Origin of the sequence: Streptomyces sp. TLI_55 (assembly GCF_900206255.1) — a bacterium.
Taxonomy (GTDB): domain Bacteria; phylum Actinomycetota; class Actinomycetes; order Streptomycetales; family Streptomycetaceae; genus Streptomyces; species Streptomyces aquilus.
The window spans coordinates 5,672,352-5,684,881 of the sequence record NZ_OAOJ01000001.1 but is presented as its reverse complement, the minus strand read 5'-3'; the positions used below and the strand labels follow the sequence as shown (position 1 = coordinate 5,684,881).

The following is a 12,530-nucleotide window of genomic DNA, read 5'->3' as shown; positions in this document are numbered from 1 at the left end:
CTTGCCGTACGTCGTGGGACCTCGCTCCAGGTAAGTGACCGGACGGCAGGGGACAGCAGCCCGGTCACCCAAGAGAACGGTCGGCTCCGGGGACGCCCGGGGCCGGCCGGCGGGAACAGAAGGCTGGACCAAACGGTTGCGGAGGCCGGGTCCGTCCAGCACGATGCCTACAAAGCCCAAGTCCCCCTGTACACACCCACATTGTCTGTGCGTTTCGGCTCTGCCAGAGGTCGAGACCATCCGTGCGCCCCGCATGCGCCGAGGCGCCGACCCCGGGCATCCAGGACCAGCGGCGCAACCCCCCGGCGCCGCTTCCAGGCACCGGCGCTGCCCTGACGCCGGTGCTGACGAAAGAAGGGCCCCGCGGTTCCGTCCCGCGGGGCCCTTCGCATGCCGGTCACATGCGAATCAGGTCCGGATCAAGTCCGGATCAGGTCCGGATCAGGTCTGGATCAAGTCCGGGAGACCGTCCCGCAGCCCTTGTCGTCGCTGATGTCCCGGCTGCGGTCGTACGGGTCCGTCGTCGGGCCCGTCGGCGTCGCGCCCGTGGACTCGGCCGACGGGAAGTGCGGGTGCAGGAAACCGTCGTAGACGTCGCAGGCCGAGTTGCCGATGTCCTGGTCGTACTTCACGACGCCGATCTTGCCCGGTGTGACCTGGTACTTGGCCGGGTCGGAGAGTTCGAGGTCGAGGACGCGGCGGACGATGGTGCGGGCCACGTCGGTCGTGCCGTCGGTGCGGACCACCGGGTAGACGAAGGTGTAGTCGGCGTGGACGGCGACGGCGGCACCCTCTCCGGCCTTGAAGGTCATACGGCCGCGGGTCTTCACGACGTCACCGACGAGCCGGACCTCGTCCGGGTCGAAGCGGCTGAACATCACCAGCGGATCGTGCTTCTTGTCCGGCTTGCTCAGGGCCTTCTTCAGGAAGCCGGGCACGTCCTGGTGCGGCTCCAGCACGTCGAGCGCCGTCTCCGGGCGTTCCCCGCGCAGGGTCGCCGGGTCCAGGTTCGCGTCGATCAGCAGCTTCCGGGTCAGCTCCAGGGCACTCGCCACATCCGCCTTGCTCCGCCCGCCGACCGCCTTCGCCTCCGGTACGACGATGCCGGCCTGGCCGTCGGCCCAGCGCTTGGCGGGCGAACCGGCGAACGGGTCGTCGAGCGTCGGGGTCCGCGGGGCCGCGGACGCGGGCGGGCCGGTCGGCGCCGCCGTCTCCGCGGGCAGGGTCTCGGTCGCCTCGTCGGCGGAGCCCGCGCCGAAGGGGTCGCCGGGCAGCAGCGACGGCTTGATCGCCACGACGGCGACGGCCACGGCGAGCAGCACACCGAGGGCTGTCCACACCCCGCGGCCCCGCGTCTTCCCCTGCCGCTTGGGTCCCGTACGCCACCCCTCCGGCAGCTCGCCCCGCGCCTCCTGCTGACGGAGCCGTTCCGTCACCATGCGGGCGCGGGCGGAGGGCTCCTTCGGAGCGGCCGTTTCATTGGCGCGAACGAACTGTTCCCAGACCTCGTCCGGCACTTCGGGGGTCGAGGAGGAGTCCTCGGCAGGCTTGTCAGACACGATCGTCAGTTCTAGGGGTTCGGAAAGCGCCTTCACAAGGAAAATCCGGCGGGATCCGGCTGTGACTCAGGCCACATAAGAATTATGTGAATGCGAGTGCAACCATTCACACCCCTCGTGGATCAAACCATGCGTACCAAGGGCCACAGCCGCGCCCCACACGCGAGGCCCCACCTGCCCCACTCGCGTGCTGCGACGCGCAGCACACCGGACTTCTTGAGGTCTTTCATGAAGCTTCGCCGTGCCATGGCCGCAGCGGCTGCGACGGCTGTCATAGCCCCGCTCGCACTGCTGTCCGCGCCTGCCGCGTTCGCGGACGAGACGTCGCCGACCCCCACCGAGACCGTGAGCGAGACGCCGTCGGAGACGCCGTCCGACACCACCTCGCCGACGGCCCCGACCGAGGTCCCGAGCGACACCGCTTCGCCGACCGACACCACGTCGCCCACGGCCTCCACCGAGCCGACCGGCACCACCTCGCCGACCGACAGCGCGTCGCCCACCGACTCCACCGAGCCCAGCGAGTCGGCCGAGCCGAGCGAGGACCCGTCCGACCCGGATGTCCCCTACTGCGACGAGCTCGACGAGGACTTCACGGACGCCAAGGTCGCCGCGGACATCAAGGGCCTGCCCGGCAAGATCGTCGCCGGTGACGGCTTCCACACCTTCAAGCTGGTCGTCACCAACGAGTCCGACACCACGGTCGACGGCGTGGCCTTCTACGCCGAGATCGAGAACTACGAGGTCGACGAGGCGAAGTGGCTCAGCCCGTACGTCGACCTGGAGTTCAAGAACCCCGACACGGGGTCCTGGGACCGCATCGGCAACGACGACTTCGCCGGTGACTACTTCTTCTACGTCGACGAGCTGAAGGCGGGCAAGAGCAAGTCGGTCGACCTGCGCGTCAGCATCGACGCCAAGGCCCCGGCCGGTGACGCCTACTCCTTCGGTTCCGGCGCCTACCTCGACAACGTCGACGGCCAGGACTGCATAGCCGAGGGCTGGGCCCAGTACGACTTCTCGGTCCTCAAGGCCGGCTCCAAGAACGACGACCCGGGTGAGGCCACCCCGAGCGACAACGACAAGGGCTCGGTGAAGAAGCCGCAGGGCGACGTCTCCGAGCTGCCGACCGGCAACCTCGCCGAGACCGGCTCCAGCTCCGCGCTGCCGACCATCGGTCTCGTGGGCGGTGTCGCGATCGTCGCCGGTGCGGGTGCCGTCTTCGCGGTGCGTCGCCGTAAGGCCGGCACGCAGGCGTAACACAAGCCAGTTGCAAGAAAACGAGAAGGACCTGCGTTCGGAGGGGGATGCAGGTCCTTCTCGCTGTCCGCGTCAGGGGTCAGGCCTTCGGCGGCACCGCCGGCATCCCCAGGAACGGCAGCCGAAGCGCGCCGAACGCGTCCGCCGGGACCGCCGGTGACCGCGGCTCGACCGGCTTCAGACGCTCGTACGCCGCCCCCTGCGCAGGACGCGGGTCGTCCTCGCCGTTGTTGGGCCAGTACGACATCGCCCGCTCCGCCTGCGCGGTGATCGTGAGCGACGGGTTCACGCCCAGGTTGGCGGAGACCGCGGCGCCGTCGACGACCGAGATGCCGGGATGGCCGTAGAGGCGGTGGTAGGGGTCGATGACCCCGTCCTCCGGGCTCGCCCCGATCGGGCAGCCGCCCAGGAAGTGGGCGGTGAGCGGGGTGCCCATCAGCTCGCCGACGTTCGAACCGGCGAAGCCGTTGATCTCCGCCGCGATCGCGGAGGCGGCCTCCGAAGCGGCCCTGATCTGCTTGGGGTTGGGGGCGCCGTGGCCCTGCCGGGCGGTCAGCAACCCCTTGCCGACACCGTCCGGCTTCAGGTACGTCGTCAGGGAGTTGTCCAGCGACTGCATGACCAGGCCGATGATGGTCCGCTCCGACCAGCGGCGGTTGGAGAGGGACCGCAGGACGAGCAGTGGATGCCGGCCCGCGTTCGCCAGCCAGGCCGCGACCCTCGACGAGCCTTCCGCGTACGGGACTTGGAGGATCGACAGGCCGCCCATCGAGTTGGAGCCCTTGCCGTAGCGGACCGGCTCGATGTGGGTGTTCTCGTCCGGGTGGATGGACGAGGTGATGGCGACGCCCTGGGTGAAGTCCGGCCTGGCCGAGCCCGTCGCCCTGCGGTAGCGCCGGTTGTCGGTCTGCGCGCCGACCAGCGCCTCGGAGTTGGTGCGCGTCAGCTCGCCCAATTTCGCCGAGATGTAAGGCAGTTGGCCGCCCGCCCGCATGCGGTGCAGCAGCGTCTGGGTGCCGTAGGTGCCGGCGGCGATGACGACCCGGCGGGCTTTGAAGGTCCGGCCCTCGCCCTTCTTCCTCCGGTCCGTGGGGAGGGTGGCGATCGCGTAACCGCCCTGCGAGTCGTCGGTGACCGACACGACCGTGGTCATGGGGTGCACGACCGCGCCCGCCTTCTCGGCGAGGTGGAGGTAGTTCTCGTTGAGGGTGTTCTTCGCGCCGTGGCGGCAGCCGGTCATGCACTCGCCGCACTCGGTACAGGCCTTGCGGGCCGGTCCCGCGCCACCGAAGTAGGGGTCGGTGACCTGCTCGCCGGCCTTCGCCCGCACCGACCCGTCGGCGTCCTTGCCGTCGCCGAAGAAGACGCCGACGGGCGCCATGTGGAAGGTGTCGCCCACGCCCATCCGCTGGGCGGCCGCCTTCAGATGGACGTCGGACGGGGTCATCGTCGGGTTGAGCCGTACGCCGAGCATGCGCCGCGCCTGGTCGTAGTACGGCTTCAACTCCTCCTCCCAGTCCGTGATGTCACGCCACTGCGGGTCCTCGAAGAACGGCTTCGGCGGTACGTAGAGGGTGTTGGCGTAGTTGAGGGAGCCGCCGCCGACCCCCGCGCCCGCCAGCACCATGACGTTGCCCAGCAGATGGATGCGCTGGAGGCCGTACATGCCCAGCCTGGGGGCCCAGAGGTAGTTCTTGAGGTCCCAGGAGTTCTTGGGGAGGGTCTCCCTGGTGAAGCGGCGGCCCGCCTCCAGGACGCCCACGCGATAGCCCTTCTCCGTGAGGCGAAGGGCGCTGACCGAACCGCCGAATCCGGAACCCACGACGATGACGTCGTAGTCGTAGTCGTCCTGTGGCACGTGTGCTCTCCCTACCGGAACCGGAACGCCTTCATCAGCCTCAGGCTGCGGCTCATGAACTGGGCGTACTTCTCGTCGTCCATCCCCAGCGCCGGGGCCATCGGCAGCAGCCGCTGCTGGGCGACCGTCTGGGCCTCGGTGTACTTGAGGATGCCCTCGGAGCCGTGCCGGCGGCCGAGGCCGGAGTCCTTCATGCCGCCCATCGGGGACTGGACGCTGCCATAGGCGGACGCGTAGCCCTCGTTGACGTTGACCGTGCCGGTGCGCAGCCGGGCGGCGACCTCCCGGCCGCGCTTGCCGTCCTTCGTCCAGACCGAGGAATTCAGGCCGTACGAGGTGGAGTTGGCGGCCTCGACGGCCTCCTCGTCCGTCTTGAAGCGGTAGAGGGCGACCACGGGGCCGAAGGTCTCCTCGGTGCAGATCGCCATCGGCTCGGTCACGCCGTCGAGGATGGTCGGCTCGAAGAAGTACGGGCCGATGTCCGGGCGGGCGACGCCACCGGCGACGACCTTGGCGCCCTTGGCGACGGCTTCCTCCACGTGCCGGGTGACGGTCTCCAGCTGCCGCTCGCCCACCAGGGAGCCCATGTCGGCGCCGTAGGCGAGGGACCGGCCGAGCCGCATGGCCTTCGTGCGGGCGGCGAAGCGCTCCAGGAAGGCGTCGGCGATCGACTCGTGGACGTACAACCGCTCGATGGAAATGCAGAGTTGGCCCGCGGAGGAGAAGCAGGCGCGGACGGCGCCGGCCGCGGCCTTCTCGATGTCCGCGTCCTCCAGGACCAACATGGCGTTCTTGCCGCCGAGTTCGAGGGAGACGCCGACCAGGCGGGCCGCCGCGCCCTGAGCGACCTCGCGCCCTGTACGGGTGGAGCCGGTGAAGGAGACGTAGTCGGCGTGCCGGACGACCTCGGGGCCGACGACCGGGCCCTCGCCGAGGACGACCTGGAAGACATCGGCCGGCAGACCCGCCTCGATGAGCAGGTCGCGCGCCCACAGGGCGGTCAGGCAGGTCTCGGTGTCGGGCTTCATGACGACCGCGTTGCCCGCGACGAACGCCGGGAGCGCGTCGCCGACCGACAGCTCCAGCGGGTAGTTCCAGGGGGCGATCTGGCCGACGACACCGCGCGGGTGCCGGAGTTCGGTGACGCGGGTGAGCGTGGGCATGGCACCCGCGTGCCGCTTGGGCCGCAGATAGGAGGGTGCCTTGCGGCCGTAGTGGCGGGCGGCGACCGCGACGGCCTGCACCTCCTCGTGGGCGTGCAGCCGGGCCTTGCCGGTCTCCAGCTGGATGAGGTCGAGGACCTCCGCCTGGCGTTCGAGCACCAGGTCGTGGAAGCGGAGCAGCACGGCCGCGCGCTGCCGTACGGGCGTCTGCGCCCACACCGCCTGCGCCGCGCGGGCCGCCTCGAAGGCCTTCGCCACGTCCTCGGGCGTCGACTCGGGCAGGTCGGCCAGCTTCTCGCCGGTGAACGGCGTGTGGTTGGCGGTACGACCGGAGCCGACCACGCCCTTGGTGAGCTGCGCGACCAGCTCCGGGGTGACCACGTCGGCGGCGGTACGGGCGCCCTCCGGGGCGGGGGCGAGGGGGTTGGTGCCGGTCAGTTCCGGGGCCTGCGAGTCCGTCATGACGCGCAGGGTATGCCGGGTCGGGGACTTTGGGTACCCGGCGGTAACAGGGATTCACCGACCGCACACACGGCGCCAGCGATCACTGGCGGTGAACCTGCTGATCAGGGCGTTGTGCGAGGACGATCACTCAGGACGCCGGTTTTCCGATCTCGAGCCGGTCACGGGCCGTCTTGAACACCGAGGTCCCCTCCTTCTCCCGCGGGGTGCCCTTGGGCATGTCGACGCGCAGCTCGTACATCCGCCTGTCGTCGGTCAGCACCGTCAGCTGGATGACCCGGGTGGAGCCCAGGCCCTCGTCGTCGTAGGTGGTGTCGGCCATGATCGCGTCGTGGCCGTCCAGGCTGGTCCCGGTGATCTGCGTGTCCGCGTCTCCGTGCGACGCCCACCCCACCGCCTGCTGCTGCGCCCGTGCCTCCAGCGAGGCCGGGGCCTTGTCCCACTCGCTGAGGCGGACCTGGATGTCCCCCGACTCGAAGATCACGATCCGGGGCTGGTCGTTCGGGCTGCCCTGCCGCGCGGACTCCTCGTACCGGCTCGGCACGGAGAGGACCGCGTTCATGTCCTGCTCCCGGTGCCGGGTCCAGGACTCGTCGGCGACGTCCGTGGCGCTCGCGGCGGGCGCCTCGCTGTGGGTGGCGGTCATCTCCCTGGGGTCGGCGGGTGCGGGGTCCGCGAGGAAGTAGGAGGTCCCGGCCCACGCCCCACCGACGAGCGCGACGGCGAGGAGGGCAGCGGGGAGCGGTCGGCGCAGGGGGTGGGGCCTGCGCGACGGCGCCGGTACGACGGTGGTGTCCGACGCGGGAACCGGTGCGGCCTCGGGCCCGCGCAGCCGTACGGTGCCGGAGTCCTCCCCCAACTCCACTGTCCAGTCGGACGTCTGGACGACCGGCGGCGCCTCCGCGAGCGTCGGCACCGGGCGGCCGTCCGCCGCCGCCTCCAGCACCTTCGCGGCCTCCTCCGCGTCCGGCCGGCGCTCCGGGTCCTTGGCCAACAGCCTGGTGATCAGCGGGCCCAGAGGTCCGGCGCGCCCCGGCTCGGGCGGATCGTGGGAGAGGACCGCGGCGAGGGTGGACTCCACCGTTGTACGCCGGAAGGGCGCCTCGCCTTCGACGGCGGCGTACAACAACACACCCAGGGACCACAGATCGGAGGCCGGTCCGGCCCCCTTCCCGGACATCCGCTCCGGCGCGACGAAGTCGAGCGAGCCGATGAACTCGCCGCTGACGGTGAGGGATTCCTCGCCCTGGACATGGGCGATGCCGAAGTCGGTGAGGACGACGCGGCCGTGGGTGCCGAGGAGGACGTTGGCGGGTTTCACGTCGCGGTGGACGATGCCGACGGAGTGCGCTGAGCGCAGCGCGCCGAGGACGGCGAACCCGATACGGGCGGCTTCGGCCGGGGCGACGGGCCCACGCCGGAGCGCCTCGTCGAGGGACTCGCCCCGCACCAACTCCATGACGATCCAGGGCAGTCCGTCCTCCACGACGACGTCATGGATGGAGACGGCGGCGGGATGATCGACCCGGGCGGCGGCACGGGCCTCGCGGTAGAGCCGGTGCGAGGCCCGCTGATGCGCCTCGTCCTCCGGGTCACCGGGCAACCTCGGCTGCTTGACGGCGACTTCACGGCCGACCAGCTCGTCGAGCGCCCGCCAGACAGTACCCATCCCGCCCGACCCGATCCGCTCGACGAGCCGATAACGCCCGCCTATGAGTCGCCCCATGGGGCTCGCGCCGCCCCCGTCGTTGCTCATGCCCCCATCAGTACCGTGTGGGGTGGGGGGTTGTCGACGCGGGGTGGCCGCCGCCCGTCAGGTGATGTCGACGCCCCCCGCCTGGAGCATCGCCAGCTGTGTCTGGCTCAGCACGCCGGCGTAGGTGTGCAGTTCGTCGACCTCGCCGGTCAGGTACTCCCCGGCGGTGCCGCGTCCGATCTGGAGGTCGCCGGTCGGCGTCCAGGTGTCCGCGCCGGTCACGCTCGCCGTGGCGGACGGGTACGTGTCGTCGACGTAGAGCCGCAGTTGGTCGGTGCGCTCGTCGTAGACCACGGCCAGGAACTCGTCGCCCGCCGAGGAGCCCACGTCGTAGCGTGCATCGACCGTGGTGGTGGGCGCGTCGGCGCGGTCCTCGTGGGCCACGGTCGCCTGCCAGGTCCGGGAGGCGGCGAGGTAGCGCAGGGTGAACAGGTCCGTGCGCTCGCCCGGCTGGGAGAGCACCGTCATGTCGCGGGTCGCGGTGTCCGGGTCGATGCGCACCTTGGTGGTCACCGAGAAGCCGGCGTCGGTCGGGGCGAGCGCGGTCGGCGTCGTGGCGTAGTCGCCGTCACCGTCGAGCAGCAGGTCGCCGGAGCCGACGATCGGGTAGGTGACCGGGGTGCAGTCCGGGTTCCAGGGGCAGTCGTCCGTGGCCGCGTAGATCGACGCGTCGCCCGCGAGGGTCAGCGGTGCGCCGCCCGCGTTCGCCGGGCTCTGGCCATCGGTCGCGGACTCCAGGTCCCAGTAGCCGAGGCGCTGGGCCTTGCGGGTGGCAACGTCCGTGATCTCGCCGGGCACGAACACGCGGTCCCAGACGTTCACGTCGGTGAGCTGTCCGTCCCAGTGGTCGCCGATGCGGAGGGCGTCGGTGCCGCCCGCCGCCACCACGCCGGTGGCCGTGCCGGTGAGCGTTCCGTTGACGTACAGCCGGGCCGTGTCGACCTCGCCGTCGTACACGCCGACGAGGTGCGCCCACTCGCCCTTCTCGGGCGCGCCGCCGGTGAGCCGGGTGGTGCCGCCGTCGGCGGTGGGGAGGGTGAAGGACCAGCCGGAGCCGGCCGTGGCGCCGAGCGAGAAGCCCGCCTGACCGACGACCGTGGCATCGGCGCCGGTCGCGTCCGGGCGGACCCAGGCGTCGACGGAGAAGGTCTGCGCGGTGTCGGTCGTCGAGTCGAGGTTCGCGTACGCCTCGTCCGTGCCGTCGAAGGAGGCGGCGGAGGCGACGCTCGTACCGGAAGGACCGGAGGCGCCGAAGGTGACGCCGGAGCCGGTGGTGGCGCCGGACTGGCTGTCGGGGTCCCAGTGGGTGATCGCGGTGCGGCCGTCCGAGACCTTGACGTAGTAGGTGATCCGGCTGCTGAAGGTCCCGGCCGCGTTCACCGCCTGGACCTGGAGGTAGGTCACCCCCCTCTTCTCCGGCATCCACCGCAGCGACACCGGCGCGCCGGGCTCGGCCGCACGGAGGGTCTGCGTGGCGCCGCCGAGCCAGGAGTAGCGGTACGACACCACGTCGTCGGACGCCGAGTCGATCACGAACGTGCCGTAACTGCCCACGCCCTCGTGCCAGTTGTCGTCGTCCGGATACTGCGTCGACGTCACGACGGGTGCCTGCGGCGCGTCGGCGGCCGCCGCGACTCCCGTGGTCACGCCTCCGGCGAGCGCCGCGACGGCACACAGCGTGACGGCACGCGTCCATACGTACTGCTTCAACGGGTCCCCTCCCCAAGATCGGACCGGATCGGACCGGATCGGACCAAGATCGGCCTCAGAGGAGAATGACCTTAACTGCCGCCACTGACAACGGAATTCAGAGTGCGTCGACGTCCAGTTCGGCGATGGCGGTCTTCGCCACCTCCCGGCCGCGGGCGGCGAAATCGCCCTTCCCGGGGTAACTGATGGTGAGCTTGTACATGTCGCCCTTGGAGGTCTTGTAGTAGAAGATCTGCATCTCGCGGGGGCGCGGGTTCTGGGTGTCGTCGGTCGTGTACGTGATCGTGTTCTGAGCGGCCGGCTTGCCCTGGTACGTGGCCCCGCCGTCCGTCTTCGTCGTCGGGTTCTCCGGCATCTGGAGGCCGTACTCACCGTTGTCCTTGAACTGCTTGTTGTCCTCGTACATTTCGGCGGCGGCCGAGTCGGCGATGCTGTCGCTCGTGTCCTCGGCCCTCTTGTCCAGTCGCAGACCGATCCAGATGCTGCCGCTCCAGTCGGTGTACGTGACCCAGTGCGCGTCGTCGGTCTTCCGGTCGGGGTACCCCGGCTGGTACTGCGACGGCACCGCCAGCGACGCGGCGACGTCCTTCTCGTGAACGGTCTTCCAGCCGTCCGGCAACGGCCCCGCGAACGGGTCCGCGATCACCAGGTACGCCGTCACGGCCGCCGCTACGACCGCCGCGCCGAGCCCGATGAGAGTCTTGCGCCCCAGGTGGATGCCGCTCTTCGGGGGACCTGCGGGCGACTGCGCGGCCCGCGTCGGCGCCGGTGGTGCGGCGGCCTTCTCCAGCAGGGTGCGGACCTGGGCGGCGTGCGGGCGGCGGCCCGGCTCCTTCTGGAGGAGGCCGGTGATGACCTCGGCCAGGGGTCCCGACGCCGAGGCGGGCGCGGCGGGGGTGAAGTTGAGGACGGACTGGAGGGTGGCCGGCGTGTTGCTGCGGCGGAACGGCGAGACGCCCTCCGTGGCCGCGTAGAGGACGACGCCCAGCGACCAGAGGTCGGAGGCAGGGCCCGGCCGCTGGCCCAACACCCGCTCGGGGGCGATGTATTCGGGCGAGCCGACGAAGCCGCCGGTGTCGGTCAGGCTCGTCTCGCCCTCGATCTGGGCGATGCCGAAGTCGGTGAGGACGACCCGGTCGTGCCGGCCGAGCAGGACGTTGTCCGGCTTGACGTCCCGGTGCAGGATGCCCGCCGCGTGCGCGGCCTCCAGCGCGGCCAGCACCTGAAGGCCGATTCTCGCCGCTTCCCCCGCCCCTAGGGTGCCCTCCTGCAACACGTCGCCCAGCGAACGCCCCCGCACCAGCTCCATGACGATCCACGGCCGGCCGTCGACGACCGCCACGTCGTGCACGTTCACGACCGCCGGATGATCGAGCCGGGCCGCGGCCCGCGCCTCGCGCCGCATCCGCTCGAAGGCGTTGGCGCGTTCCCGCTCGGGGAGATGGTCGGGGACGCGCGGTTCCTTGACGGCGACCTCGCGGTCCACCGTCTCGTCCTTGGCCCGCCACACCGTCCCCATGCCGCCATCTCCGAGCTTGGCGAGCAACCGGTACCGGCCCGCGATCAACCGCCCCGCGCCGGGGTCCTGCGGAGGTGCCGTCTGCTGCGGCACGACCTGGGTGGTGGGTGCCGCGTACGGGTTGTCGGGGTGCGGCACCGCCACGGGCGGGTTCGGCGGCGGCAGCCTGAAACTCGTTGGCTCGTCCGACCCGTAAGGGGCTCCCCCGTCGCTGCTCATGGGTCCATCCATATCGCGGCAACCACCGCGGTATCCAGCCAGAACGCACTCCGGTCACAGAGCCGTGACCAATCCCCGTCATGCCCGTCGACGTGCGCGCAGCACCGCCGTCAGCGCGCCCCGCAGCGAACGCCGCTCGACGCTCGGCATGTGCCCCGTCTCCAGAAAGGTCCGCAGCATCCGCTCCGCCGACTCCCCGTCCAGCCGCCGCCCCGGATCACGCTCCAACAGCCCCCGTACGACGGACAGCAGCGGCGCGGCCTGCACGGGCAGCCGGATCTCCCCGGCGACCACGGCATGCAGCACCCCACCCAACGAGTCGCGCCGGAACGGCGATTCACCGCTGACGGCCGTACACAGCAGCGCGCCCAGCGACCACAGGTCGGACGCGGGGCCGCTGGCGAGCCCGGACATCCGCTCCGGCGCGGTGTACTCGGGCGAGCCGACGAAGGAGTCGAGGTCGGTGAGGGTGGTGGCGCCCGCGACCTGCGCCACGCCGAAGTCGGTGAGCACGACCCGGCCGTCGTCGGCGATCAGCACGTTCGCCGGTTTGAGGTCCCGGTGCAGCACCCCGGCCTCGTGCGCCGCCCGCAACGCGCCGAGCAGTGCGACGCCGATCCGCGCGGCCTCGGCGGCGTCGACGGGGCCGCGCGCGGCGATCCGGTCGGCGAGGGACCCTCCCTCGATCAACTCCATTACCAGATAAGGCCGTTCGCCGTCCTCGACGACGTCATGCACGACGATGATGTGCGGATGCCGGAGCTGCGCGACCGCCCGCGCCTCCCGCAGGGTCCGGTCCCGCCAACGGCGGGCCTCACCCTCGGACAAGGTCTCGCCCAGGGCCAGCTCCTTGACCGCGACACGCCGTCCGAGCAGCTGATCGGTGGCCCGCCAGACAACTCCCATCCCACCACGCCCGAGCCGCGCCTCGAGGCGATAACGCCCCGCTACGGCACGGAAGTTGTCCCCCTGGGTCGCCATGAGCCCCATGATGCCCCGCCGGACGAACACCTTCCGGGGCGCT

The 12,530-nt window shown here is 71.1% G+C and carries 7 protein-coding genes and 1 pseudogene; 1 reads left to right on the top strand and 7 read right to left on the bottom strand.

The window, feature by feature from the left end; genetic code table 11:
• Positions 1-452 precede the first annotated feature (452 nt).
• Positions 453-1,559, bottom strand: a complete 1,107-nt coding sequence (locus tag CRP56_RS26290) for a hypothetical protein (protein WP_097274481.1) — start codon at positions 1,557-1,559, stop codon at positions 453-455.
• Positions 1,560-1,787: 228 nt separating this feature from the next.
• Between CRP56_RS26290 and CRP56_RS26285 the strand changes: the two genes are divergently transcribed.
• Positions 1,788-2,819 carry an LAETG motif-containing sortase-dependent surface protein gene (locus CRP56_RS26285; RefSeq protein ID WP_097267932.1) on the top strand — a complete coding sequence of 344 codons (1,032 nt, stop codon included), beginning with the start codon at positions 1,788-1,790 and terminating at the stop codon, positions 2,817-2,819.
• Positions 2,820-2,898: 79 nt separating this feature from the next.
• Here CRP56_RS26285 and CRP56_RS26280 read toward each other — a convergent pair whose 3' ends face one another.
• The 6 genes and pseudogenes from CRP56_RS26280 to CRP56_RS26255 all read right to left on the bottom strand — a co-directional run.
• A complete protein-coding gene (locus CRP56_RS26280; protein ID WP_097267930.1) occupies positions 2,899-4,677 on the bottom strand; it encodes a GMC oxidoreductase in 1,779 nt (592 codons plus the stop codon).
• Positions 4,678-4,688: 11 nt separating this feature from the next.
• Entirely contained in the window at positions 4,689-6,302 is a 1,614-nt protein-coding gene (locus CRP56_RS26275) for a succinic semialdehyde dehydrogenase (protein WP_097267928.1), read from the bottom strand.
• Positions 6,303-6,432: 130 nt separating this feature from the next.
• Positions 6,433-8,058 carry a serine/threonine-protein kinase gene (locus CRP56_RS26270; protein WP_097267926.1) on the bottom strand — a complete coding sequence of 542 codons (1,626 nt, stop codon included), beginning with the start codon at positions 8,056-8,058 and terminating at the stop codon, positions 6,433-6,435.
• A gap of 57 nt (positions 8,059-8,115) precedes the next feature.
• Positions 8,116-9,768 carry a LamG domain-containing protein gene (locus CRP56_RS26265; RefSeq protein WP_097267924.1) on the bottom strand — a complete coding sequence of 551 codons (1,653 nt, stop codon included), beginning with the start codon at positions 9,766-9,768 and terminating at the stop codon, positions 8,116-8,118.
• Positions 9,769-9,865: 97 nt separating this feature from the next.
• Positions 9,866-11,506 (bottom strand): serine/threonine-protein kinase, encoded by a 1,641-nt coding sequence (locus CRP56_RS26260; protein WP_097267922.1) that lies wholly within the window; start codon positions 11,504-11,506, stop codon positions 9,866-9,868.
• Positions 11,507-11,647: 141 nt separating this feature from the next.
• Positions 11,648-12,487: pseudogene (locus CRP56_RS26255) on the bottom strand (serine/threonine-protein kinase); the annotation flags it as partial.
• Positions 12,488-12,530: the final 43 nt, after the last annotated feature.

What these genes read in the sequence shown, in the direction of transcription:
- CRP56_RS26285 (WP_097267932.1), top strand. Translation starts at nt 1,788, where the DNA reads ATGAAGCTTCGCCGTGCCATGGCCGCAGCGGCTGCGACGGCTGTCATA.
- CRP56_RS26275 (WP_097267928.1), bottom strand. Translation starts at nt 6,302, where the DNA reads ATGACGGACTCGCAGGCCCCGGAACTGACCGGCACCAACCCCCTCGCC.
- CRP56_RS26270 (WP_097267926.1), bottom strand. Translation starts at nt 8,058, where the DNA reads ATGAGCAACGACGGGGGCGGCGCGAGCCCCATGGGGCGACTCATAGGC.
- CRP56_RS26260 (WP_097267922.1), bottom strand. Translation starts at nt 11,506, where the DNA reads ATGAGCAGCGACGGGGGAGCCCCTTACGGGTCGGACGAGCCAACGAGT.